27 protein-coding genes are annotated in these 25317 nt (G+C 66.4%); 25 read left to right on the top strand and 2 right to left on the bottom strand.

Annotated elements, in window-relative coordinates:
• Positions 1-1043, top strand: a 1043-nt coding sequence (locus Q4E95_RS03005) for an AAA family ATPase (RefSeq protein ID WP_303381888.1), incomplete at its 5' end; no start/stop codon positions are given.
• A 6-nt stretch (positions 1044-1049) separates the two neighbouring features.
• On the opposite strand, the gene Q4E95_RS03000 is transcribed toward Q4E95_RS03005, so the two are convergent.
• Positions 1050-2258, bottom strand: coding sequence for an MFS transporter (locus tag Q4E95_RS03000; protein ID WP_303381894.1), 1209 nt, complete (start codon positions 2256-2258; stop codon positions 1050-1052).
• Between the two features lie 178 nt (positions 2259-2436).
• Between Q4E95_RS03000 and ftsY the strand changes: the two genes are divergently transcribed.
• The 24 genes from ftsY to Q4E95_RS02880 all read left to right on the top strand — a co-directional run bounded on the left by ftsY (position 2437) and on the right by Q4E95_RS02880 (position 24324).
• Positions 2437-3504: a signal recognition particle-docking protein FtsY gene (ftsY, locus tag Q4E95_RS02995; RefSeq protein ID WP_303381893.1), complete on the top strand. Its 1068-nt coding sequence runs from the start codon at positions 2437-2439 to the stop codon at positions 3502-3504.
• A 215-nt stretch (positions 3505-3719) separates the two neighbouring features.
• On the top strand, positions 3720-5036 hold the full coding sequence (locus Q4E95_RS02990; RefSeq protein ID WP_303381887.1) for an ammonium transporter: 1317 nt from the start codon (positions 3720-3722) through the stop codon (positions 5034-5036).
• On the top strand, positions 5033-5371 hold the full coding sequence (locus Q4E95_RS02985; protein ID WP_303381886.1) for a P-II family nitrogen regulator: 339 nt from the start codon (positions 5033-5035) through the stop codon (positions 5369-5371). The genes Q4E95_RS02990 and Q4E95_RS02985 overlap by 4 nt, the downstream gene beginning before the upstream one ends.
• 156 nt (positions 5372-5527) lie before the next feature.
• The gene (gene ffh, locus Q4E95_RS02980) at positions 5528-7102 is read left to right on the top strand and encodes a signal recognition particle protein (RefSeq protein WP_303381885.1); all 1575 of its coding nucleotides are present in this window, start codon (positions 5528-5530) and stop codon (positions 7100-7102) included.
• Between the two features lie 7 nt (positions 7103-7109).
• The gene (locus Q4E95_RS02975; protein ID WP_303381884.1) at positions 7110-7601 is read left to right on the top strand and encodes an NUDIX hydrolase; all 492 of its coding nucleotides are present in this window, start codon (positions 7110-7112) and stop codon (positions 7599-7601) included.
• Positions 7601-8482, top strand: a complete 882-nt coding sequence (locus Q4E95_RS02970; protein WP_303381883.1) for a hypothetical protein — start codon at positions 7601-7603, stop codon at positions 8480-8482. The genes Q4E95_RS02975 and Q4E95_RS02970 overlap by 1 nt, the downstream gene beginning before the upstream one ends.
• Complete coding sequence (locus tag Q4E95_RS02965; protein WP_303381882.1) at positions 8482-9867, top strand: sensor histidine kinase; 1386 nt, start codon at positions 8482-8484, stop codon at positions 9865-9867. The genes Q4E95_RS02970 and Q4E95_RS02965 overlap by 1 nt, the downstream gene beginning before the upstream one ends.
• On the top strand, positions 9864-10580 hold the full coding sequence (locus Q4E95_RS02960) for a response regulator transcription factor (RefSeq protein WP_303381881.1): 717 nt from the start codon (positions 9864-9866) through the stop codon (positions 10578-10580). Before Q4E95_RS02965 ends, Q4E95_RS02960 begins: the two co-directional genes overlap by 4 nt.
• Before the next feature lie 208 nt (positions 10581-10788).
• Positions 10789-11733 (top strand): ABC transporter ATP-binding protein, encoded by a 945-nt coding sequence (locus Q4E95_RS02955; protein ID WP_303381880.1) that lies wholly within the window; start codon positions 10789-10791, stop codon positions 11731-11733.
• Complete coding sequence (locus Q4E95_RS02950) at positions 11730-12935, top strand: ABC transporter permease (RefSeq protein ID WP_303381879.1); 1206 nt, start codon at positions 11730-11732, stop codon at positions 12933-12935. Before Q4E95_RS02955 ends, Q4E95_RS02950 begins: the two co-directional genes overlap by 4 nt.
• 178 nt (positions 12936-13113) lie before the next feature.
• Positions 13114-13578, top strand: coding sequence for a 30S ribosomal protein S16 (gene rpsP, locus Q4E95_RS02945; RefSeq protein ID WP_303381878.1), 465 nt, complete (start codon positions 13114-13116; stop codon positions 13576-13578).
• Between the two features lie 2 nt (positions 13579-13580).
• Positions 13581-13826 carry an RNA-binding protein gene (locus Q4E95_RS02940; RefSeq protein WP_303381892.1) on the top strand — a complete coding sequence of 82 codons (246 nt, stop codon included), beginning with the start codon at positions 13581-13583 and terminating at the stop codon, positions 13824-13826.
• A gap of 107 nt (positions 13827-13933) precedes the next feature.
• The gene (rimM, locus tag Q4E95_RS02935; protein ID WP_303381877.1) at positions 13934-14485 is read left to right on the top strand and encodes a ribosome maturation factor RimM; all 552 of its coding nucleotides are present in this window, start codon (positions 13934-13936) and stop codon (positions 14483-14485) included.
• 5 nt (positions 14486-14490) lie between these two features.
• Entirely contained in the window at positions 14491-15303 is an 813-nt protein-coding gene (gene trmD, locus Q4E95_RS02930; protein WP_303381876.1) for a tRNA (guanosine(37)-N1)-methyltransferase TrmD, read from the top strand.
• 199 nt (positions 15304-15502) lie between these two features.
• Positions 15503-15865, top strand: coding sequence for a 50S ribosomal protein L19 (gene rplS, locus Q4E95_RS02925; protein WP_016997861.1), 363 nt, complete (start codon positions 15503-15505; stop codon positions 15863-15865).
• 11 nt (positions 15866-15876) lie between these two features.
• On the top strand, positions 15877-16560 hold the full coding sequence (gene lepB / locus Q4E95_RS02920; protein WP_303381875.1) for a signal peptidase I: 684 nt from the start codon (positions 15877-15879) through the stop codon (positions 16558-16560).
• Between the two features lie 48 nt (positions 16561-16608).
• Complete coding sequence (gene lepB, locus Q4E95_RS02915) at positions 16609-17403, top strand: signal peptidase I (protein ID WP_303381874.1); 795 nt, start codon at positions 16609-16611, stop codon at positions 17401-17403.
• A 2-nt stretch (positions 17404-17405) separates the two neighbouring features.
• Complete coding sequence (locus tag Q4E95_RS02910) at positions 17406-18092, top strand: ribonuclease HII (RefSeq protein WP_303381873.1); 687 nt, start codon at positions 17406-17408, stop codon at positions 18090-18092.
• Between the two features lie 82 nt (positions 18093-18174).
• Entirely contained in the window at positions 18175-18591 is a 417-nt protein-coding gene (locus tag Q4E95_RS02905) for a YraN family protein (RefSeq protein ID WP_303381872.1), read from the top strand.
• Between the two features lie 315 nt (positions 18592-18906).
• Positions 18907-19689 carry a hypothetical protein gene (locus Q4E95_RS02900; protein ID WP_303381871.1) on the top strand — a complete coding sequence of 261 codons (783 nt, stop codon included), beginning with the start codon at positions 18907-18909 and terminating at the stop codon, positions 19687-19689.
• 170 nt (positions 19690-19859) lie between these two features.
• Entirely contained in the window at positions 19860-21404 is a 1545-nt protein-coding gene (locus Q4E95_RS02895) for a YifB family Mg chelatase-like AAA ATPase (RefSeq protein ID WP_303381870.1), read from the top strand.
• A complete protein-coding gene (gene dprA, locus Q4E95_RS02890; protein WP_303381869.1) occupies positions 21401-22675 on the top strand; it encodes a DNA-processing protein DprA in 1275 nt (424 codons plus the stop codon). Before Q4E95_RS02895 ends, dprA begins: the two co-directional genes overlap by 4 nt.
• A complete protein-coding gene (locus Q4E95_RS02885) occupies positions 22638-23609 on the top strand; it encodes a tyrosine recombinase XerC (protein ID WP_303381868.1) in 972 nt (323 codons plus the stop codon). The genes dprA and Q4E95_RS02885 overlap by 38 nt, the downstream gene beginning before the upstream one ends.
• Before the next feature lie 211 nt (positions 23610-23820).
• Entirely contained in the window at positions 23821-24324 is a 504-nt protein-coding gene (locus Q4E95_RS02880; RefSeq protein ID WP_303381867.1) for a DUF3145 domain-containing protein, read from the top strand.
• Between the two features lie 73 nt (positions 24325-24397).
• Here Q4E95_RS02880 and Q4E95_RS02875 read toward each other — a convergent pair.
• On the bottom strand, positions 24398-25317 hold a 920-nt coding region (locus Q4E95_RS02875), incomplete at its 5' end, for a beta-ketoacyl synthase (RefSeq protein ID WP_303381866.1).

Raw genomic sequence — 25317 nt, 5'->3', positions numbered from 1 at the left:
ACCTGCGGCTGCGCGCCGAGGAATCCGTGACCGAGGCGGCCCGGGTCCGAGATGCGGCGGACGTGGAACGCGCCGGACTGGACGAGGCAGCCGGGCGCCTGCGCGCCGAACGTGACGATCTGGGCGCACAACTCCACGCCGTGACCGAACAACTGCACCGCGAAGAATTGGACCTGGCACAGCGTCAGGCAAGGCTCGAAGCACTCGAGAAGTCCTCGCTCGAAGAACTCGGGATGACCCCCGACTATCTGGTGGATCACTACGGACCGCACCTGCCCGTACCCGACGCCGATGCCGTGTTGGAGGCCGCCCTCGATGCGGAGGAGCGCGACGAACCCCAAGACCTCACGCGCATGCCGGCCATGACGGACCCCGGTGCGCCGTTCCGGCGCGACGAGCAGGAAACCCGGTTGCGCCGCGCGGAAAAACAGCTCAAGGCGCTGGGCAAGGTGAACCCCCTGGCGCTCGAGGAATTCGCGGCGCTGGAGGAACGCCACAGTTTCCTGGTGGAGCAGCTGGAGGACGTCAAGAACTCCCGCGCGGATCTGCGCACCATCATCCGGCAGGTGGACGAGCACGTGGAACGCGTGTTCACCGAGGCCTACCGGGACACCGCCGAGCAATTCGTGCGGGTCTTCGCGACCCTGTTCCCCGGGGGTGAGGGGCAGCTGCGCCTGACCGACCCGGACGACATGCTCACCACCGGTGTGGATGTGGAGGCGCGCCCGGCGGGCAAGAAGATCAAGCGACTGTCGCTGCTGTCCGGTGGCGAGCGCTCGCTGACCGCGCTGGCGTTGCTCGTGGCCATTTTCAAGGCCCGGCCCTCGCCGTTCTACGTGATGGACGAGGTCGAGGCCGCCCTGGACGACCGCAACCTGGGCCGCCTGCTGAGCATTTTCCAGCAGCTGCAGGAGAGTTCGCAGCTGATCATCGTGACGCACCAGAAGCGCACCATGGAGATCGCGGACGCCCTCTACGGCGTGTCCATGCGCGGTGACGGGGTGAGCCTGGTGGTGGGGCAGAAGCTCACGGAGTTGCGCTGAGCGGAATCAGGCCCGCCGGTCCCCTTTGTCCGGGGTCTCGGTCTGGGGATCGCCCTCCGGAGGCATGGTCTCCTTGGCCGGCAGCCACGCGAGCGCGGCCAGGAGCATGAGGCCGCCGGAGACGCCGAACGCCCAACCGAATCCGGCGGCGTCCGCGAGTGCTCCCGCCAGGATCGGACCGAGAATCTGACCCGCGTCAGCGCTCATTTGATAGCGCGACAGCACCCTGCCGCCGGCGCGCTCGGGACCAATGACGTCTGCCACCGCCGCCTGCTGACCGGGATTGAGGGTGCCGGAGCCCATGCCCGAGATCAGGGACAGGATCACGAACATCGGAACGGATGAGACCAGTCCCACGCCAATGGTCGCCAGGGCGCACACGATCAATCCGGTGAGGATGAGCGGTTTACGGCCCAGCTTGTCGGTCAGGCGCCCGGTGAATGTGAGGGCCAGGGCATTACCGGCCGCGAACACCGCGAGGGCCAGTCCGGCAACCTGCGGACCTTCACCGACCAGCTGCACGGCGAGCAGGGGAATGAGGGCCACGCGCACCCCGTAGGCGGTCCATCCCGTGGCAAAGCTGGAGACCAGGGCGGAACGGTAGGCGCCCACCTCGAAGGCCTCACGGAAGGTCATGGGCGGCTGCGGGTTCGTGGCCTTGCGGGTCGCGAGAGTTTCGTCCTTGAGCCGGAAATACACCACGGCGGAGGCGATCAGCAGCGCCACCGCGTAAATGATGAACGGGGCCTGCATCCCGAAGCCGGCGAGCAACCCACCCACGACCGGGCCCAGGATGCCGCCCAACAGGAACGCGGTGGCGTAGAACCCGGAGATCCGCCCGCGCATCCGAGGTGGCGCCAGGCGCACGATCAAGCCCATGGCCGATACCGTGAACATGGTGGAACCGATACCGCCCAGGCCGCGGAACAGCAGCAACTGCCAATACGTCTCGGCGAATGCCGTGGCCGCCGAGGACACCGCCACGACCAACAGACCGATCAAATAAGTGGGACGTTCACCCAACTTGTTCGCGACCGCGCCGCTGGCCGGAGCGAACAGCAACCGGCACAGAGCGAACGCGCTCACCACGGCGGAGGCCGCGGCCACACCCACTCCGAAGCTCGAGGCGAACTGGGGCAGCACCGGGGCCACGATGCCGTAGCCAATGGCGATCACGAAGGCCGCCGCAATGAGCACCTTGATCTGCGAGGGCACTTTCTCCTTGCCGCCGGAGACCGTGGGCTGAGGCCCCGTGACGGGTGCGGAGCTCGGATCGGTGGGTGAGGGATCTTCGTTTGGGCGGGACACGTCGAGCAGTTTATGGGAGATTAGAAACGTGACCACGACTCAATGGATTTGGATACTCGTTATAGCCGTCCTGGCGGTGGCGCTCATGGTGATTTTCGGCACCATGCTGCTGCGCAAGCCCAAGGCCCCCAAGGGCGGCTACCAACACACCCGGGACATCGACGACGCCCCGCCGGCCGAGGGCGACGTCCTCGTGGAGGGGCGCCCGACCACCACCGTGGAGCGGCCCGAATCGGCGCTGAGCCGCATGGCCCGACTGCGCGGTCGCCTGTCCAAGTCGAACAACGTGTTGGGCAAGGGGCTACTGGCCCTGCTGTCCCGCGAACGCATCGACCAGGACGTGTGGGACGAGATCGAGGACACGCTGCTGATGGCGGACCTCGGTACGGATGCGTCCCTGGAACTGGTGGAGAACCTGCAGAAGCGGGTGCGCGTGGAGGGCACCCAGGATCCCGCGCACGTCAAAACCATGCTGCGCGAAGAGCTGCTCAACCTCGTGGACCCCGCAATGGATCGCACGATCAATTCCGTGGGCGCTCCCGGCAAACCCGCGGTGGTGCTGGTGGTGGGCGTCAACGGCGTGGGCAAGACGACCACGGTGGGCAAACTGGCCCGCGTGCTCGTGGCCGAGGACAAGGACGTGCTGTTGGGCGCGGCGGACACGTTCCGCGCCGCGGCCGCGGACCAGCTCGAGACCTGGGGTGCCCGGGTGGGAGTTGCCACGGTGCGTTCCGAGCAGGAAGGCGCGGACCCGGCGTCGGTCGCCTTCGACGCGGTGCAGGCGGGCATCGACCAGGAGTCGGACGTGGTGCTCATCGACACCGCCGGCCGCCTGCAGAACAAGGCCGGGCTGATGGACCAGCTGGGCAAGATCAAGCGCGTGATCACCAAGGCCGCCGAGGTGGACGAGGTTCTGCTCGTGATCGATGCGACCACCGGTCAGAACGGCATGACCCAGGCCAAGGTTTTCGCGGAGGCCGTGAACATCACGGGCATCGTGTTGACCAAGCTCGACGGCACCGCCAAGGGCGGCATCGTGGTGGCCATCCAGCGCGCCCTGGGCGTTCCGGTCAAGCTCATCGGCCTGGGCGAGGGCCCCGATGACCTCGCCCCCTTCGACGCCGAGCAGTTCGTGGACGCGCTGCTCGACTGAGGACGACGCCGCCGCGAGAGTTCTCCGCGCCCGCCCCGTTGACGGGGCGGGCGCCTTTCCATACGTGCTCCCGTAACGCGGTTGTCACCTGCGGTGGGTAAAAGAAACACGCCCGAAACCAACCCCGAAGCACAACCGAAACACGCGAGTTCTTTACTCGATACCAACGGATAACCGTTGTACGAAACTTTGAGATGGAGACGGGGTGAGCTCGCGTGGAACTCACGGCGGGACACGTGTGGACTTTGGTGGCGGCGGGGTTGGTGTTCTTCATGACGCCGGGGCTCGCGCTTTTCTACGGTGGCATGACGCGGGCCAAGGGCGTGCTGAACATGATGATGATGAGCTTCATCTCCATTGCCATCGTGGCGGTGGTGTGGGTGCTGTGGGGAGCGTCCATGTCCTCCGGTGACGCGATCCTGGGCGGACTGGTGGCCGATCCCACCGCCAGTTTCGGCCTGGGCGGACTGATCGGTTCCGAGGACCTGCTGGGCAGCGCCTTCGGCATTACCTTTGCCATCATCACCGTGGCCCTGATTTCCGGCGCGGTTGCCGATCGCACCAAGTTCGGCAGCTGGGTGGTGTTCACCCTGGTGTGGATCACCGCGGTGTACTTCCCGCTGTCCTTCATGGTGTGGGGTGGTGGCCTGTGGTCCGAGGGCGGCGCCCTGGCCGAAATGGTCGGCGAGCCCATTGACTTCGCGGGCGGATTGGTGGTGCACATCAACGCGGGTGTGGCGGCACTCGTACTCATTTTATTGATCGGCGCCCGTAAGGGCTTCGGCAAGGACTCGGGTCAGCGACCCCACAACCTGCCCCTGGTCATGCTGGGTGCCGCGATCCTGTGGTTCGGCTGGTTCGGCTTCAACGTCGGTGCCGCGGCAACCGCCGAGCAAGCCGCACTGATCTGGACGAACACCCTGGTGGCCCCCGCGGCCGCCATGCTGACCTGGTTGCTCACCGAAAAAATCCGCGACGGCCACGCGACCTCCCTGGGCGCAGCCTCCGGAGTGGTGGCCGGTCTGGTGGCCATCACCCCCGCGTGCGCCAACGTGTCACCGCTGGGCGCCATTGCCCTGGCCGCCGTGGCCGGTGTGCTGTCCGCGCTCGCGGTGGGCATGAAATACAGGATCGGCCTGGATGACTCGCTGGACGTGATCGGCGTGCACTTGGTCTCGGGCATTGTGGGTACCGTGGCGCTGGGGTTCCTGGCCATTTCCTCCGAGGGCCAGGCCGGCCTGTTCTACGGCGGCGGTTGGGCACTCATGGGTGCCCAGGTGGGCTCCACCGTGTTCGTCGTGCTCTACACCGGAGTTCTCACCCTGATCATCGGCCTGCTCATCAAGGTCACCCTGGGCCTGCGCATCTCCGCCCAGGACGAGGTGGACGGCATCGATGTCACCCAGCACGCGGAATCCGCGTACTCGCTCAGGGACGAGGCCACCGGCTACTTTGCTGGAACCGCGCCCTCACGAGCCCTCCCGGGGACCGCTGAGGCTCCCGTCCACACCAAGGAAGGATCTTCCCTGTGAAACTCATTACCGCCGTGGTCCGGCCGGACAAGTTCAGTGACGTCAAGGACGCGCTGGAGGCCTTCGGAATCCAAGGAATGACAGTGCTCACCGTGCACGGTTACGGCCGGCAACGCGGTCACAACGAGGTCTACCGCGGGGCCGAATACACCGTGGACCTGTTGGAGAAAGTACGTGTCGAAACGCTCGTGGCGGACGACATCGCCGCGGACGTGGTCAATGTGATCGTCTCCTCGGCCCACTCCGGTTCCGCCGGGGACGGGAAAGTCTGGGTCACCTCCGTGGACGAGATGGTGCGCGTGCGCACCGGCGAACGTGGGGAGTCCGCGCTGTAGCCGCGCGGCGGCGTCGTCGACCGAAGATCACCGAACGCACCGTGGGACGGGCGAGAAGCCCCCGCGGTGCGTTCGTGTCGTTCCGGTGACCCGGCTCGGCTTGATAACCTGGGGCACTGACCCCATCCGTTGACCGACGAAAGCAGCGACTGCCCCGTGTTCAACTCTCTGTCCGACCGGCTTACAGCGACCTTCAAGAACCTGCGCGGCAAGGGTAGGTTGTCCGAGGCGGATGTGGACGCCACCGTGCGGGAAATCCGGCGCGCGCTCCTCGAAGCCGACGTCGCCGTGCCCGTGGTTCGTGAATTCACCGCCGTCATCAAGGAACGCGCTCTGGGTTCCGAGGTGTCCGAGGCGCTGAACCCCGGCCAACAAGTGGTCAAGATCGTCAACGAAGAACTGCAAAATGTTCTGGGCGGTGAGACCCGCCGCGTCAACCTGGCCAAGTCCGGACCCACCGTGATCATGCTGGCCGGTCTGCAGGGTGCCGGTAAGACCACCCTGGCCGGCAAGCTCGGTAAGTGGCTCACGGACCAGGGGCACAAGCCCGTGCTGGTCGCCTCCGACCTCCAGCGCCCCAACGCCGTGACCCAGCTCCAAGTGGTCGGTCAGCGCGCCGGGGTTCCCGTGTTCGCTCCCGAGCCCGGCGCCACCTCAGAATTCGACGACCCCACCGGTGATCCCGTGGCCGTGGCCCGGGACGGTGTGGCCCACGCCCGCGCCAAGCTCTACGACGTGGTCATCGTGGACACCGCCGGCCGCCTGGGTATCGACGAGGCCCTCATGCGTCAGGCCCGCGACATCCGCAACGCCGTGAACCCGCACGAGGTGCTCTTCGTCATCGACGCCATGGTCGGCCAGGACGCGGTCAACACCGCCAAGGCCTTCGACGACGGCGTGGACTTCACCGGCGTGGTGCTGTCCAAGCTCGACGGCGATGCCCGCGGCGGTGCCGCGCTGTCCGTGCGCTCGGTCACGGGCAAGCCCATCATGTTCGCCTCCACAGGTGAGGGCGTCAACGACTTCGAACAGTTCCACCCGGACCGGATGGCCTCGCGCATCCTGGACATGGGGGATGTGCTCACGCTGATCGAGCAGGCCGAGAAGCAGTGGGACAAGACCGAGGCCGAGCGCATGGCCAAGAAGTTCACCGATCAGGAGGACTTCACGTTCGAGGACTTCCTCGCGCAGATGCAGCAGCTGCGCAAGATGGGTTCGATGAAGAAGATGCTGTCCATGATGCCCGGAGCGGCGGGCATGCGTGAGCAGCTGGAGAACTTCGACGAGCGCGAGATCGACCGGGTGGAAGCCATTGTGCGGTCCATGACCCCGCACGAGCGTGTGGCACCCAAGATCATCAACGGCTCGCGCCGCGCCCGCATCGCCCGCGGTTCCGGAGTGTCCGTCTCCGAGGTCAACCAGCTCATGGAACGTTTCTCCCAGGCGCAGAAGATGATGAAACGACTGGCCCAGGGCAAGGGCGTTCCCGGCATGCCCGGTGGTATCCCCGGTATGGGCGGCGGCGCAGGTGGCGGCGGCGGTAAGAAGGGCAAGGCCAAGAAGAAGGGCTCGCGTTCGGGTAACCCGGCCAAGCGCGCCCAGGAGAACGCCGCGATCGCCAGCGGCCAGAAACCCGCGGCCACGGGCAGTGCCTTCGGCGCGCAGTCGCAACAGCCGGATCTGGAGTCCTTGAACCTCCCCAAGGGCTTCGAGAAATTCCTCGGAAAGTGAGTCAGTAGTGGGTTCTTACCTGTCAGACCAGGAGCTTCAGGAGTTCATCGGCACCCTGCCCACGCGGCGACTGGCGGCATCTGCCGTCATCCGTGATGAGAACGGGCGCGTTCTGACGGTGGAACCCAATTACAAGTCGGAATGGACCCTCCCCGGAGGCACCGTGGAGGCTGGGGAGGATCCCCGTAGCGCGTGCTTCCGCGAAGTGGTCGAAGAGGTGGGTCTGCACCTGCCCGAAGGTCGCATGCTGCTCATCATGCACGGGCTCAACATGGGCATGTGGGGGGACTCGGTCGCGTTTCTTTACGACGGCGGTCAGATCCCCTCGGACTCCGACATCGTGGTCCAGGAAGAGGAACTCCTGTCCTACCGTTGGGTGGCCCCGCAGGACCTGGAAACCGTGCTCTCGACCGGGATGTCACAGCGGATCCGCGAGGCACTGGAGGCTCTTGAACAGGGCACGGTGGTCGAACACGTAGCAGACGGAGGAAAGCGTTGATGACCGACCAACTGCTCAACCGGACGGCGGTTCTGGTCCACGTGGACGCACCCGAACTGCCGTTCCTGGCCAACGTGATAGACGCGAGTTTCTCCGCGGTCACTCGGAACGGGTGGGCCGTGGTCCTGCCCGACGAGGACACCGATCCCGCGTTCATTGCCGCCGTTCACCCCGGCGACATGTGCATTGCCGTGTCATCGGACGGCGCCGAGCGCAGCCTCAGCGTGTACCCGCGCACCGATCCCTCCCGTGACGAACAGGCCGAACTCGACCACCAAATGGACGTGGGTCGCGTGGCCAGGCTGCGGTGGGAAGCCGAGCACAGTGACATCGCGGAAATCCTCGGTGGCGAAGCGGACACCGCCTCTCAGCACCCGGTGGCCACCGATACCGACCGTGAGACCAGGATCGCCGTGGAGGCCATTGCGTCCATCTGCTCCCTGGACCCCGCGGCCACCGCCCGGCTTGAGAACTACGCCGCAACGCCCAGTTCCGGTTTGCTGCTCGAATCGGTCCTGCAACTTCTGGGCGTGCCCGTGGTGGCCGCCAAGCTGGTGGAATCGGAGCGCTCCCTCGACGACATGCCGGATGCGCGCCATTACCAACCCAAACCACTGGGACTGTCCTTCGTGGACGCCGTCACCACGGAACCCTCCGGTAACGATGTGGCTTCGCGGATCCAACGCGCCTACATCCGACACCCGGAGATCCTGCTGGCCATGGGCGGAGCCGAACTCATTGCGGGTTCCACGCTGGCCGCCCTGGCCCGGCGCGGCGGCCGTGGTGCGCGCGTGCTCGGAACGGCGTCGGCGGTGTTGCTGACCGATGCCGCGGGGCAGACCGCACTGTGGGCGGCGGTACGGGCGCGTAAGAAGTCCTAGTGGCCCGGTTCGGAGGGGCCCGGGGGTGGGTCGCGGCACTTTCGGATCCGGACGAGCCGGACTGGCAACGGCCCCGCCCCACATCCGGCGAACTCACTCGGGACGTATGGCTTGCGGTGGGTGTCGCGGCGGCGTCCGCGCTGTCGCTGGCGTTGATCTCAAGCTACGTGTCACTGTCGTCCGACCAACCCTGGTGGCTGGGTTATCTCGCGGCGGTGCTGATCGCCGTGCCGTTGGCCGTCCGACGCCGCTTCCCGGTCGCGGGCGTGTTCGCGGCCACGGCCGTGTTCGTCTGGACCTATTACACGGTTGCCCACGTCAGCGTGCAGTTGTTCTTCCAGATCGCGTACTTCGCCAGCCTGTACTCCATGGTGGCCTGGGCTCGGTCCCGCCAGGTCGTGGCCTTGATGGTGGTGGGATTGGCCGTGTTCACGGTCGGGTGGCTGATGGTGGACTGGACGGTCACCAATTCCTACAGTGACTTGCTCGACGACGTCGAGGACGCGTCCGGACCGTTTTCTCCCACGGTGGGGATCATGGGCTACTCAGCAATCATGAACGTCGTGTATTTCGGCGGTGCGCTCGTCATGGGGCGATCCTCGTGGCGTCGAGCCCTGGACCGACGCAGGCTCCGCGAGCAAGCCTGGCGGATCGCCCAACAGTCGGAACAGCTGGCCAACCGCGCGGTCGTCGAGGAACGGCTGCGCATCGCGCGCGAACTCCACGATGTGGTGGCCCACCACGTGTCCGCTATCGGGATCCAGGCCGGAGCGGCACGCACCGTGATGACCAAAAATCCCCAGGCCGCGGCGGAGGCACTGAGCACGGTGGAGGACTCCAGCCGACAGGCGGTCACCGAGATGCGGGAACTGCTGGGTGTGCTGCGCGCGGAGGACGGCAGTGTGCTGGCCTCCCCGTCCCGCACGCCCGAACCCCGGCTGAGCGAGCTGGACGAACTGGTGGCGTCACACACCCGACACGGCCTGACCGTGACCTTGAATACGTCTCTGGAACACCCCGAGGACCTCACCACGCTGCCCGGCTCCGTCCAACTGACCGTCTACCGTTGCCTCCAGGAGGCCCTGGCCAATGTGACACGCCACTCCACTGCCCGCGAGGCCACCGCCGTGGTGCGCACCGGATCCACAGCGGCCGGGCCCGGGGAACAAACACCCGATGCGTGGGTTGAACTGGAAATCACCGACCGGGGTCAACCCCTTTCGGGCACGGGAGGTTCCGGATTCGGCCTCAAAGGCATTGCCGAGCGTGCCCGGCTCTACAACGGAGTCACCGAGATCGGCCCGCGCACACCGGGTCCCGGGTGGCGTGTCCGCGTGCGCATTCCCCGTTCCACCAGCAGCGCTACCCAGGAGGTCAAACCGTGATCACCGTACTTTTGGCCGACGATCACGAACTGGTGCGCTCCGGTTTCGCGCTCATGCTCACCGTGGCGGAAAACGTTGAAGTGGTGGGGCAGGTCGCCCACGGGAAGGACGCCGTGGCGCACGTGCTCACCAGCCCCGTGGACGTGGTCCTCATGGACGTGCAGATGCCCGTCATGGACGGCATTGAAGCAACCCGGCTCATCACCGAAGCCACGGACACCAAGGTCATCATTTTGACCACGTTCGACCGTGACGACTACTTGTTCGACGCGTTGCGGGCCGGCGCGAGCGGGTTCCTGCTCAAGAACGCCTCACCCGAGGATCTCGTGGCCGCGGTGCACGCCGTGGTCGACGGCCACGCACTGCTGGCCCCGGAGGCCACCCTGCGCGTGGTCCAGCAACTCGCCCGGCACGACGCCGCTCGCGCACCTCGCAAGGTGACGGTCGGGACTCGCGGTGGGGCGGCGGCGTCGTCGACCGATCTTCCCGAGCGAACGAGCGAGCAGCAACGCATCATCGATTCACTGACGGCGCGCGAACGCGAGGTGCTCACCCTGGCGGCTGAGGGGCTGTCCAACGGGGAGATCTGCGAAACCCTGGTGGTCGGGCAGGCCACGGTCAAGACGCACATTTCCAACGTGCTGTCCAAGGTGGGTGCGCGCGACCGTGTGCAAGCGGTCGTGTTCGCCTACAGGTCGGGCATGGTCTCCTGACTCGTGGCCGGTCCCGCGGCTCAACCGCTCGCACGGGCCCTCCCGGCCCCGGGCGGCACCCGGGGTAGCTACAGCGCACGGCGGCACGAAAGTTCCGCCGCGGGGCTGATCCGCCGGATCGCCGGTCCTCCTACGCTGGAATCAGCCGGCCGCACCGTGTCTCGCACACGCCACGGCCGCGGGCACGGCGCAAATCCGAGGAGGCAGCATGAGGATGACAGAGTCGGGGGCCGCGTACACCTCCGTCCGCTACTCGCCGCCGCGGGCAGGGGACGCGTTGGAAGTGCGGGACCTGACACGACGCTTTGGTGAACGCACCGTGGTGGACGGGGTGTCCTTCCGGGTGGAGCCCGGGCAGCTGACGGGTTTCGTGGGCGCGAATGGCGCGGGTAAGACCACCACCATGCGCATGATCATGGGCGTACTCGACCAACACGGCGGCACCGTGTTGTGGAACGGCCAACCCATTGACTCCGGCGTGCGCTCGCGTTTCGGATACATGCCCGAGGAACGCGGACTGTACCCGAAGCAGCGGATCGCGGATCAGCTGGGGTACCTGGGCCAACTCCACGGGATGGAACGCGCACGAGCGCTGGCGGAGGCGCATCGGCTGCTGGAACGTTTCGGCTTGGGGGAGCGCGCCAAGGACCGGTTGGAAACCCTGTCCCTGGGTAACCAGCAGCGGGTTCAGGTGGCTGCGGCCCTGCTGCACGACCCGGTCGCGCTGGTGCTCGATGAACCGTTTTCCGGACTGGACCCCACCGCCGTGGACGCCATGGTGGGACTGTTGCGCGAATACACGGCCCGCGGGGTGCCGGTACTGTTTTCTTCCCATCAACTGGATCTGATCGACAGGCTGTGCGACGCCCTCGTGGTCCTGGCCGACGGCACGCTCCGCCTGGCCGGACCCGTGGGCGAACTTCGCGGTGGCCGACCGGAACAGTACCGGCTCGTGTGCACCGGGGATGCGGGGTGGACGCGCGATCAGCGTGGGGTCCACGTCGTGGACCTCGACGGCAACACGGCGATCGTTCAACCATCCGGTCCGGACGCGCGCCAACGGCTGGCTCAAGAGGCGGCCGCGCGCGGCATGGTCGAGTTCGCCCGTTTGCGCCCCTCGCTCGGGGATCTCTATCGGGAGGCCATTTCATGAGTCACGACCTGACCCCCGCAACCGCGCACGAGCGCCCGAGCACTCCGGTCGCCGCTCCGTGGCTCACGGTGATGAACCGTGAAATCGGCGTCAAACTCGGCGACAGGGCCTTTGTGCTGTCCACCGTGCTGACGGTGCTGGGCATCATCGGCTTCACCGCGTTCATGTTCTTCATGGGCGAGCGCACCACCAGCTACACCGTGGCCGCCACGGACGAGCAATCGGTCACGGTCGTGGAAACGGCCCGTGATTCGGCCGGGGAGCAGACCACGATCGACCTGGAATCCGCCGGTCCGGACGAGGCCCGTGAGCTCCTGAACAACGATGAGGTTGACGCCGTCGTGACACGCGGGGACGGTGAATGGGTGCTCACCGCCCGTCATGGCATGGACGGTTCCCTCAGCGGGCTGCTCTCGGATGCCGCCGGGGATGTCACCGCCCAGCAGAACGCCGCGGCGGCAGGAACCACCACGGAGCAACTGGCGGCGGGCTCGGAGGTGCGGACCCGCACGCTGTCGGACGAACCCGATCGCGGCGTGGCGGCCAACGTGTTGGGCTTCGTCTTCGCCATGTTGTTCTACACGGCGGCCATCATTTTCGGCATGGCCATTGCCAATTCGGTGCTCGAGGAGAAGCAGAACCGGGTGGTGGAAATCTTGGCCACGGCCATCCCCGTCCGCCACATCCTGTACGGAAAGGTGGCGGGTAACTGCCTGTTGGCCTATGCGCAGATCATTCTGTACGGGGCCGTGGGACTACTGGGCGTGAACGTGCTGGGCAGAGCGGAATCGATCGGGTGGATCCTGGAAGCCTCGGGGTGGTTCATCGGGTTCTTCGTGGTGGGCTTCGCGGCCCAGGCAAGTATCTGGGCCGTGCTGGGCTCCTTGGCCTCACGCACGGAGGACTTGCAGTCCAACACCGGGCCCATCATGTCCGTGCTGATCGCCGCACTGCTGGTGGGGTTGTTCGCCAAGGGGGCGTGGCTGAGCGTGGCCTCCTACGTCCCGTTGGTCTCCTCGGTGGCGATGCCCGTGCGCATGCTCACCGACACCGTTCAATGGTGGGAGCCGTGGCTCGCGCTGGGCTTGTGCGCGATCTTCGGGTTCATCATGTTCCGGGTGGGTGAGCGCATTTACCAGCGCGCCGTGTTCCAGGGCGGGCAGGCGCTCACGTGGCGCAAGGCACTCAAACTGGAGAGGTAGCCCACGCGCCGGGTGCACACCGGGGTTTGACACGTGTGGCATAATGAACGGGTACTCGAACCGTGCGGACCCTCTCACCGTGCGTGTCTCGCGTCCACAGGAAATCCCACCAAGGCCCGCCCCACGGGTGCCAGTGTGTGCATTTCCGACCACATTCGAAACAGGAGTAACCACTCAAGTGGCAGTTAAGATTCGTCTCAAGCGCATGGGTAAAATGCGCGATCCCCGTTACCGCGTCGTCATCGTCGACTCCCGCAAGAAGCGCGATGGTCGTGTCATCGAGGAGGTCGGCGTCTACCAGCCGACCGAGCACCCCTCCTACATCAACCTGGTTTCCGACCGGATCCAGTACTGGCTCGGCGTGGGCGCACAGCCCTCTGACGCCGTGGCGGCACTGTTGAAGATCACCGGTGACTGGCAGAAGTTCAAGGGTGAGCCCGGGGCCGAGGGTACCTACAAGGCTCCCGAGACCAAGGGTCAGTTCGTGGCACCGGACAACGGTTCCGTGATCATCCCCGAGGCCATCACCCCCAAGGCTGACAAGGCCGAGGCTTCCGAGCAGGCAGAAGCGCCCGCTGAGGAAGCTTCCACCGAGGGTGCGGCTGAGGAATCCACGGAGGACAACGCCGAGAAGGCAGAGTGAGCATGCTCGCCGAGGCTTTGGAGCACCTGGTTCGCGGCATTGTGGACAGCCCCGAGGACATCACCGTTCGCTCACGCGAAGGGCGTCGCGGGCAGATCCTCGAGGTTCGGGTTCACCCCGAGGACCTCGGCCGCGTGATCGGGCGTTCCGGACGCACCGCCAAGGCTTTGCGCACCGTCGTGACGGCCCTGGCACCCGGCGAAAATGTGCGCGTTGACGTGGTCGATACCGACCGTCGTCGTCGCTAACGACCGCGCGTACATGAACGGCCCCTGTTTCCCGCACACTCGGGAGACGGGGGCCGTCATCATTGGTAGCAACGTCACACCGGGCCAGTTCCGGCAAAGGAGATCTCATGAGCGTTCGTATTGCACGCATCGGTAAGCCACACGGCGTCCGCGGGGAAGTCACGGTGCAACTGTTCACCGACGATCCCGAGTCGCGTTTCGCGCCCGGATCGAGCCTGAACGTCCAATGGCCTCAGGAGCAGGCCGACGCCGCCGCGGGACTTCCCGAGGCCCTCACGGCTGCCGGTTTTCGCTGGAACAAGAAGGTGCTGATCGCCCGGTTCGAGGAGATCACCGATCGCAACCGCGCCGAAGAAATGCGCGGCGCACAACTGTACGCACAGGCCCACGAGGTCGAGCTCGAGGATGACGAGTGGCACCAGGACGACCTGCTCGGCCTCATGGCCGTGGACACCACCAGGGGCGATCGCGAGGTCGGTAAGGTGACCGCGCTGATCCCGGGAGCTGCTCAGGACCTGCTCGAACTGGAGGTCGGGGGTGAGCGGCGTCGTATTCTCATCCCGTTCGTGGAGGAAATCGTGCCGGAGGTGGATCTGGAGACCGGGCGCGTGCTGCTGACCCCGCCCGCCGGGCTGCTGGACCTGGGTGCGGAGGACTAAGAACCATGCGCATCGATGTGCTGAGCATTTTCCCCGAATACCTGGCCCCGTTGGAACTGTCGTTGATCGGCAAGGCCATGACGGACGGCGTGCTGGAACTGTCCGTGACCGATCCCCGCAGCTACGCCACGGACCGCCACCGCACGGTGGACGACACCCCGTACGGCGGCGGGGCCGGTATGGTCATGAAACCCGAACCGTGGGCGCAGGCCCTCGAGTCCGTCACTGCGGTCTCGCCATCGTCCAGCCAACCCGTGCTGGTGGTGCCCTCGCCGGCCGGTGAGGTCTTCTCCCAGGAGGTTGCCTACGAACTGGCCGACCAGGAGCACCTGGTGTTCGCGTGCGGGCGCTACGAGGGCATCGACGAGCGCTTCATCGAATGGGCCTCCGACCACGCGGTGGTGCGCCCCATGAGCCTGGGCGACTACGTGCTCAACGGGGGAGAAGTCGCCGTGCTCGCCATGGTCGAGGCCGTGACCCGGTTGATCCCCGGCGTGATCGGCAACCCCGAGTCGCTCGCCGAGGAATCCCACACCGGTGGCCTGCTCGAGTACCCCGTGTACACCAAGCCGGCGGTGTGGCGGGAGCGCGCGATCCCGGAGATGTTGCTGTCGGGTCATCACGGCAACATTGCGCGCTGGCGGCGTGATCAGCAACTGCACCGGACCGCTCAGCGCAGACCGGACATGATCGAACAGCTCAACCCGGCGGAGCTGAACACGGCCGATCTGAGCATCCTGGGCGAGCATGGTTTCCGGGTGGTCAATGGCTCGCTGCAGGTCTGCGCACCCGAACCGGAGGATGGCGGGGCGCACTAACCGACATGTGGCATAATGGATCGCTGTGCGTGAGTTGGGCACGCCCCTGCCGCAGGGGGGAGAGCGACCAACAACCACGCATTCGAAATCACCACACCGGCCCGATTTCGACACACTTCTGCGCGTCGGTTCACACCTTCATGGCTGAGCCGCGCGGACCACACGCGATCGGCCTGCGGCAGTCGCGAGGAGAAAAAGCATGAACCTTATCGATCAGCTTGACGCCAAGTCCCTGCGTAACGACATTCCGGACTTCCGCCCCGGCGACACCCTGAATGTCCACGTGAACATCATTGAAGGTAACCGTTCCCGTGTCCAGGTCTTCAAGGGTTACGTCATGGGCCGTCAGGGCTCCGGCGTGCGCGAGACCTTCACCGTTCGCAAGGTCAGCTTCGGTGTGGGCGTGGAGCGTACCTTCCCGGTGCACTCCCCGATCATCGACAAGATCGAGCTCGTGAGCCGCGGTGACGTGCGTCGCGCCAAGCTCTACTACATGCGCGATCGCCACGGCAAGGCCGCTCGTATCCGCGAGAAGCGGGACTCGAGCGCGTCGAGCAAGTAAGCATCTTCCACGTGCAACTGCACTCGGAATGCACGGAGGGCCCGGCTTCTACCGGGTCCTCCGCTGTACCCGGACCACTGTCCCAGCGGCGCTGGTGGTTGCGAGTCATCACCCTTGCCGTGCTGGCGGCGCTGCTCATCACGGCCGTGGTGCGCGCCTTCGTGGTGGACGTCTACTGGGTGGGTTCCAATTCCATGGAACCCACGCTGCAGGGCGGGGATCGTGTGCTCGTCAACAAACTCAGCGACACGGACGAACTGCACCGCGGCCAGCTCGTGGTCTTCGACGGTCGAGGATCCTTGGACCCGCTGCACTCCACCGACCCCTGGTACGCCCAGGCCCTCAACAGCGTGGGGCGTTGGCTGGGAGTCACGGGCTCGTCCACCGCGTACGTCAAACGCGTGATGGCCGTGCCCGGGGATTCCATTGAATGCTGCGACGCTCAGGGCAAGATCACGGTCAACGGGCAGGCCCTCGTCGAGGACTATCTGTACCCCGGCGACAACCCGTCGGAGATCCCGTTCTCGGTCGATGTCCCCGCCGATCGAGTGTGGCTCATGGGCGATCATCGCAACGAGTCCGTGGATTCACGGTCTCTTCTGGGGGCCCCCGGCGGTGGTCTGATCCGCACGGAGCGCATCATCGGAACGGCAGAACGGGTGTTGTGGCCCCTCGGTCGAGCCCGGGACTTGTAGTCTGCCCATGGGTGAGACACCCACCTTGTCAGGAAGGAACACGGCGTAGTGACTGAAGAACGTCCATTAGATTCCGCGGGGGAGCAGCCGGAGCAGAAGCCGCTGCGGCCGCGTCGGTCCTCGCGCTCGTCCCGTTCTTCGGCCTCGCGCGGCGCCAAGAAATCCAACTCCGCCTGGAGTTCCGTCAAGGAGATCCTGATCGTGGTGGTGCTGGCCATCCTGATCGCCTTCATCGTCAAAACACTGTTCATCCGTGGCTTCTACATTCCCTCCGGTTCCATGGAGAACACCCTGGAATTGAACGACCGGATCTTCGTCAATGTCATGAACGCCAATTTGGGCAATATCGACCGCGGAGACATCGTGGTCTTCCACGACACCGAGAACTGGCTCCCGGCCCAGCCGCAGGGCAGCGACGGGCTCGGCGGCGCCATCCGGAGCGCCCTGTCTTTTGTGGGGATCCTCCCTGACACGGGTGACCAGGCGCTGGTGAAGCGCGTGATCGGGCAGGGCGGAGACCACGTGGTCTGTTGCGACGCGGACGGTCGCGTCACCGTCAACGGAACGCCCCTGGACGAGACCTACGTGTACCCCGGCGCCGTGCCGTCCGAGATCCCCTTCGACGTGATCGTGCCGGACAATCATTACTTCGTACTCGGCGACCACCGCAACGCCTCCGCCGATTCGCGCGTGCACCTGGCCGACGACAACGCGTTCATCCAGAAGGAAGACATTATTGGCACCGCGTTCGTGATCGCGTGGCCGTTGGACCGCTTCCAGATCTTGCACCACCCGGACCAGGTCTTTGCCGACGTGCCGGCCGCCGGCTCCGCGGAGAACTGACCATGGTGCCACGATTGATCGCCGACCCCGGTCTCGACCTGGAACGCGACCTCGCCTCCCAGGGCCTGCGATACGTGGGCGGCATGGACGAAGTGGGCCGCGGCGCCCTGGCGGGACCCGCCAGTGTCGGTCTCGTGGTTGTCGACGCCGCCGCCCTCGACAGTGCCGATTCCTCCGCTTGGCACGGTGTCCGGGACTCCAAGGCACTCACCGCCAAGAAACGAGAGGCGCTGGCACCGGCCATTGGCTCGTGGGCTGCGGCCTGTACCGTGGGCCACGCCCAACCCGAGGAGGTCGACCGGCTCGGGATCAGCGCCGCACTGCGCCTGGCCGGGCTCAGGGCGCTCGCGCGAGCGGCGTCGTCGGGCATTTCCGTGGACGGATTGATCCTGGACGGTTCCTACAACTGGCTCCGTTCGGAACCCGTATTGGGGCAGGATCTCGACCCGTGGGAGGTCCCGCCCGTGGTGCGGACCCAGGTCAAGGCGGACGCCCACTGCGTTTCCGTGGCGGCCGCCTCGATTGCCGCCAAGGTGGAACGGGATGCACTGATGACCGGCTATGCAGGGCAGTACCCCGCCTACGGGTGGGCATCGAACAAGGGCTACGGTAGCGCCGCCCACCGGGCTGCGATCCAGAAGCACGGTGTGACCCCGCTGCACCGGGTGAGCTGGAACCTGGGGATCTGAACCCGCGACCTTTACCTCACCCGCACTCCACAAGCGCGCCCGCGCCATGGCCCCCGCGAGCGCAACACGCCACGATGGGTCCATGACTGCGACCCCTGTTTCCGCACCGACACCCGACCCTCCCGCTTCGCACATCAGAACGGGACGATCCGGGGAAGACCTGATCGCCGACCTCCTCACCCGCGCCGGTTGGCAGGTGCTGGACCGGAACTGGCGGCCCTCCGCCGAGCGCAGCGCGGGACGCGGCGAACTGGACATCGTGGCCGAACGCGGGGGAGCGGTGAGCATTTTCGAGATCAAGACCCGCACCGGTACCGGATTCGGCCACCCGGCCGAGGCCGTGGGACCCGAAAAACTCAAACGACTCCATGTGCTGTCGCGCGCGTGGGCCTGGGAGCACGGCCGGGCGGAGATCCCCAGTGTGGACGTGGTGGCGGTGCACTGGCCGGCGGGCGGGGCCCCGCGCGTGGAACACATGAGCTCGTTGAGCTGGCACTGAACTCCAAGGTCACAATTTGGTGGACATCACGCGTGCTGAGTGACATTGCCCGATCAACGTGCCACGGTAGGTCGGGGGCCGAGAAAGGCCCCGGAACACTCGACCATCAGCGAGGGCCGCTTGGTGACATTCTCTCTCTCACGTGGGCGGTCAGCGGGCGCCCTTGTGGCCGTGGGTCTTTTCGCCGGGACCCTGGTCGGCTGTGGTGGAGACGAGAAACACGAGCCTGACCGGACGCTATCGGCCTCACCGGAGGAATCTTCCAAGGGTCTGCACGGCGGAACGTTCAATGCGACACTGCCGTCCGGAGCGTCCGTGCGCATCACGTTGCCGGCAGCGCCCCCGCCCGACCAGGACGTGGACGCGCTTCGCCAGGAGGCGGGGATCGACCGCGCCCTGTACGCGCACATCAGCATTGACAACCGTAAAGGGGACCGACCGGTCTCGGTGAGCCGACTGGTTCTGACCGCCGAGGACGGCGCCATTTACCGCCTCGATGCCTTACCCAAGGTGGTGCCCGACTGGGCCGCACGTGAGGTGGAACCCGGTGAATGGGCAATTGCAGGGGGTGGGCGCGTGCCCCGGGACAAGGCACGGGACATCAACCGCCGGGTGGCGGAAACGGTGAACACGTACACCGGAGACGTCCCCGCCGGAGGCCAGGGGGAGGAAATTCTGGTGGGTGACCTGAGTCGCATCCCGGCCACGTTCGCCAGCATGGAGCTCATCCCCGCCATCGGCGATTCCGAGGAACGCGCCGTCCGGCCCAGCCCCGACAGCGACAATGACCCCGCGGCCCCGCGCCCGGCTTCTCCCACGGACCCCGACGTGCCGGAACCCTCGGACTCACCGGGTGCCCCTGCGGACGGGCCCGGTGGCGAGGAACCGCCCCGGGACGGTGGGGCGGAACCCACCACCGAGCCGATACCCGAGGACCCGCCGGAACCCACCGGTGCGCCTGCGCCGACGGATGACCCAGCACCACCGGGTCCTGAGGACCCAGCCACGCCGCCACCCGCGGCGGTGGTTCCTGAGCTTCCGGTGCAACCGTCGGTGCCGGCTCAGGCTGCCGGCGGGCAGCACGCGATGCAGCCGTAACCGGCCCGGCGCCGTGCGGAGCGTTCTCTACAACTGCACAGTCGGCAATCGTCCCTGGCCTGCGGACGTGTGCTCGGCAATGGTGATCTCATGTACAGAGACTCGCGATCGCCATCCACGACCCCGAGGGGCCGAGCCCGTCGGGTGACATCGGCCCGGGGTGACCGGCCGTGAGCGGCTTTGCGCGGACCAAGTCCGTGGCCCTGGTCGGTTTGGCCGGTCACGTGGTGGATGTCGAAGCCGATATCGGGCAGTCACTTCCGGCGTTCAGCATCATTGGGCTCCCGGACCAAGCGGTGAACGAATCCCGGGAACGGATCCGGGCCGCCGCACGAAATGCGGGTGTGAAACTACCCGCCCGAAAAATCACGGTCAACCTCTCGCCGGCCACACTCCCCAAACGAGGCTCACACTTCGACGTCGCGGTGGTGATGGCCGTGCTCACCGCTCACGGCGCCATTCGGGCCAGCGCGGACACCGTGTACCTGGCCGAACTGGGCCTGGACGGCTCGCTGCGCCCCGTGCGGGGCGTGCTTCCCGCCGTGCATGCGGCGGTTCTCAACGGTCACCCCCGCGTGGTGGTCGCGCGGGAGAACTACGAGGAAGCCCAACTGGTCTCGGGGGCGGAGGTCACCGCGGTCTCCCATTTGGCCGAGTTGCTGGTCATGAGCGGCGCCGACCCGCAACTCCTGCGGCGGGTGCCCGTGGTCGACAAACCCACTGACGCTCGCGCACATGCTTACGACCCGATCGAGACCCCCGACCTGCGCGACGTGGTGGGTCAGATCGAGGGCCGCCAGGCCCTGGAGATCGCGGCGGCCGGCGGCCACCACCTCATGATGATCGGGCCCCCGGGAGCGGGAAAGACCATGCTGGCCGAACGACTGCCGGGGATCCTTCCCGACCTCGACGACCACCAGTCCCTGGAAGTCACCTCCATTCACTCCCTGCGAGGAGACTCGCGCTGTTCAGCACTGATCCGCCGGCCACCGTTGCAGGCACCGCACCACAGCATCACCACACCGGCGCTGTGCGGTGGAGGCAGTGGTGTTCCGCGGCCCGGGGCAATCTCGCTGGCCCATCGGGGAGTCCTCTTCCTCGATGAGGCACCGGAATTCGAACGCCGTGTGTTGGACACCCTCCGTCAACCCCTGGAATCCGGAACAGTAACCATTGCGCGGTCACAGAACGTGTCCCGTTATCCGGCCAAATTCCAGCTGGTGCTGGCCGCGAACCCGTGCCCGTGCGGACAGGCCGGCGGTGCCGGGAACCGCTGTACATGCACTGCCCAACAACGGCACCGGTACTTCAACAAGCTCTCCGGTCCCCTCGTGGACCGGGTGGACCTGCAATTGCGGGTCCCCGCGGTGACATATCAGGAGCTGAATTCTGCACTGGGAATTCCGCCCGAGGACAGCGCAGCCGTGGCCTCCCGGGTGCGGGCGGCCAGGGGTGCCCAACATGATCGATTGGCTCGCTACGGAGTGCAACTGAACAGCGACATCCCGGGAGCGCTTCTGCGTAAAACCTTGGCCCCGGACCGGGCCGCGGTGCACTCGCTGAAAAAAGCCATGGACAATCACACGCTGACCGCCCGTGGATACATCAGGGTGCTCCGCATCGCCTGGACCCTGGCGGACCTGGCCGGAGCCGGGTCTCCCACCTCCGACCACGTCCAACTCGCTCTCTTCTTCAAGACCACGGTGACCTCATGAATCAAATGACCGATAGCCACGCCTTGGATCCCGAGTATTTGCAGGAAGTGCGGCGGGCGCGTGTCCAGCTCGCGCGCGTCTTCGAACCCGCCGATCGCGCGGGCATGGCGCTGGTGCACTGTCTGGGGCCGATCAGTTTGCTGGAGACCATCACCGCGAACTCGGCCCCACCGCCCTGGCTGCTCCGGAAGTTCCACAAGGCAATGACCACATGGGGTCTGCGCGGCAAACCGGCTGACCTCGGGACCCGATTCGACGCGTGGCGCAGCAGGCTCCCCGTGGTGGCTCCGGACATCGATGCTCGAAACTGCGAATCTTTGAACGCGTGGGTCGTGATCCCGGAAGACCCCGATTGGCCGGAACAGCTTGCCGACCTCGGTGTGTCACGGCCCATCGCTTTGTGGGGACGCGGGGAGCGCGGGAAGCTCGCCGCGTTGGCCCGCAGCGTGGCCGTGGTGGGATCACGCAACGCCAGCGCGTACGGGGCCGCGGTGACGCGGGAAATCACCCACCAGGTCAGCGGAGAGGGATGGTGCGTGATCTCGGGCGGAGCCTACGGGATCGATGCTGCCGCGCACTCTGCCGCCCTGACCGCTGGCACGTCTGAGCTGCCCACGGCCGCGGTGCTGGCATGCGGAGTGGACCGGTTCTACCCCAGCGCCAATGCGGACCTGTTGGGCAGGATCGAGGATCACGGGCTGTTGCTCAGCGAGGTACCGCTGGGTTGCTCACCCACGCGGTACCGTTTCCTGCAACGGAACCGGCTCATTGCGGCGTTGTCCCGGGCCACCGTGGTCACGGAGGCCGCATGGCGTTCCGGTTCCCTCAACACCGCCCACCACGCGGAATCAATGTCCCGGGATGTCGCAGCGGTGCCCGGTGATGTTCTGGCGGGTGGATCAGCCGGCTGCCACAAGCTCATCCGGGAGGGCCACGCGGTACTGGTCAACAATGGCGCGGAAGTCCTGGAACTGCTCGGCCCGCTCGGTAACGACGCCGCCGTGGGTACCTACACTCAACAGGACGTGTCCGCGCACCGCCCGGAGGATTCCCTGGAACCTCACCTACTGCGCCTCTACGACGCGCTGCCCCTGCGCCAGGATGCAGAGCCCTCCCATGTGTGCCGCGTATCCGGCTTGTCCCCCACCGAGGTCATGTCCGGGCTGGCCGCACTGCGGTCGCTGGGTTTGGCCACCGACTCCTTGCTGGGCTGGCGCCGAGTAGGCTCGACGCATGGCACCGCAAACCCCCGCTCACCCCACGGACCATGACGCGCAGCCCCCGAGCGCTCTGGCGCAAGACATAGCGATGTTTGCCCAGCACCTGCGCCACGAGAAGGCGCGGAGTGAGCACACGGTCCGGTCGTACGTGGGTGATCTGGAGGAGCTGTCCGAATGGATGACAGAACAGGGACTCGGAGGAATCGCGGACCTGGACCGGGAATCGCTGCGGGGCTGGCTGGCGCAACGGCATCAGCGAGGGCTGGCGCGCAGTTCCGTGTCCCGGGGGATCGCCTCCGTCCACACATTTTGTCGGTGGGCAGTGGACAACGGCCGGCTCCACCACGACCCTGCAGCCGCGCTGAAGGGACCCAAGAAGGCCCGCTACCTACCGGATGTGGTCAGCTCCACGGCGCTGTCCGACATGCTTGACGGTCTGGCGGCGGCGGCGCAACAACCGGCCGAGGACGATCGTACGGCGGCGCTCGCGGCCAGGAACTGGGCGCTCATCGAGTTGCTCTACGCCACGGGGGCTCGGATCAGCGAAGTGGTCAACCTGGACCTGCCGGACATCGACCACACCGTCCAAGTCCTCACGGTGACGGGTAAGGGCAATAAAGAGCGCCGCGTGCCCTTCGGGGACCGGGCCGCCCAGGCACTGGGGCTGTGGCGGCGCCGTCGTGGCGTACTGGCGGCGGAAAAATCCGGCGGGGCGGTCTTCGTGGGGGCGCGCGGGGGCAGAATCGATGCTCGCGTGGCTCGACGCGCGGTCGCCGACGCTCTCCGCACGGTGCCGGACACCCAGGCGAGTGGGCCGCACAGCCTGCGGCACAGCGCGGCAACCCACCTTCTGGACGGGGGAGCGGACCTGCGCAGCGTCCAACAACTACTGGGCCACTCATCGGTTGCCACTACGCAGATCTACACGCACGTGTCCGTGGAACGGCTCAGGAATGCTTATGCCCAGGCCCACCCGCGGGCCTGACATGTTGGCGACGCAACGGCTTTAGGTTGACCCGCCCACGTCCCTGCTGAACAATGGGTGCCAGCAGTCACGCGAGCAGACCCAGCGGCCTCGAATCCGCGAGAAACGCTCACGGTGGTTGTGAAATAATTGAATGTGGCAGTGGTGGTGAACCGAAACACTCCGTGCAGGGCGTTGGGGAAGACGTACCTATATGACGGAGGAACAGGCTATGTCTTCACCCACCACCCGTGGAGTGCTCTACGTGCACTCCGCACCACAGGCACTGTGCCCGCACATTCAGTGGGCCCTGGAATCCGTTTCGCGGCAGCGAACGGATCTTGAGTGGACCCCCCAGAACGCTGAACCCGGTGCGATGCGCACCGAACTTGAGTGGTCCGGGGTGGCCGGAACCGGTGCGTTGCTGGCCTCGGCCCTGCGCACGCTCGGCCGGATCCGCTTCGAGGTCACCGAGAATCCCAGCCGCGGAAACGACGGCTCCCGCTGGTCCTTCACTCCCGATCTGGGGATCTTCCATGCCACCACGGACGTGGCCGGCAACATAGTGGTGAGCGAGGACCGCATTCGATACGCCTACGAGGCGGCCGCGGGTGACCCCACAATACTTTTCACGGAGCTCTCGGTAGCCCTGGGCGAATGCTGGGACGAGGAACTGGAACCCTTCCGTCATGCGGCGGACGGTGCGCCGGTGCGCTGGCTGCACCGCGTCAGCTGAGACCGACAAAGAGCCCCGGCTCACACCGCGATCCGTCAGCGATGTAAGCCGGGGCTCTTCGTTGGTGATGTTCCTAGATCGAGCGGAACGCCGCCACGGAGTTGTGGCCACCGAATCCGAACGAGTTGGAAATGGCCACCATGTCGCCCGAGGGCAAATCGCGGGCCGTGGTCACCACGTCCAGGTCGATCTTGGGGTCCTGGTTGTCCAGGTTGATGGTGCACGGCGCCACACGGTGCTTGAGCGCCAGGACGGTGAGGACACCCTCGATTGCACCCGAACCGCCCAGCAGGTGACCCGTCATGGACTTGGTGGCCGACACGGCCATGTTGTCCACCTCGGAGCCGAAGGCCGCACGCAGGGCTCCTGCCTCCGGGATGTCACCCACGGGGGTCGACGTCGCGTGGGCGTTGACGTGCTTGATGTCGCCGGGCTCGAACCCACCGGTTGCCATTGATTCCTTGAGCGCCCGCGCGGGGCCACCCTCGTCACCGGTGGCGGGAGAAGTGATGTGGTGCGCATCGGCGCTGAGGCCCGCACCGGCGAGCTCGGCATAGACCTTGGCGCCGCGAGCCTTGGCGTGCTCCTCCGACTCCAGGATGCACGCGCCGGCACCCTCGCCCATGACAAAGCCGTCACGGTCGATGTCGAAGGGGCGGGAGGCAGCCTGGGGATCGTCGTTGCGGCGGGACAGTGCCTGCATCGAGTTGAAGGCGGCAATGGTCACGGGGTGGATGGCGCTTTCCGCGCCACCCACGATCACCACGTCCGCCTTGCCCTCGCGAATCAGGTTGAGGCCTTGGTAGAAGGCCTCGGTGCCGGAGGCGCACGCGGACACCGGCGTGATCGCGCACGCACGTGCTTTGAATTCCATACTCACGGACGATGCGTTGCCGTTGGGCATGAGCATGGGTACGGTCATGGGTTTCACTCGTCGGGCACCCTTGGCCTGCATGGTGTCCCACGCATCCAAGAGGGTCCACACGCCACCGA

Origin of the sequence: Kocuria sp. (assembly GCF_030536815.1) — a bacterium.
GTDB lineage: Bacteria > Actinomycetota > Actinomycetes > Actinomycetales > Micrococcaceae > Kocuria > Kocuria gwangalliensis.
This window is presented reverse-complemented; position numbering and strand designations above follow the sequence as displayed.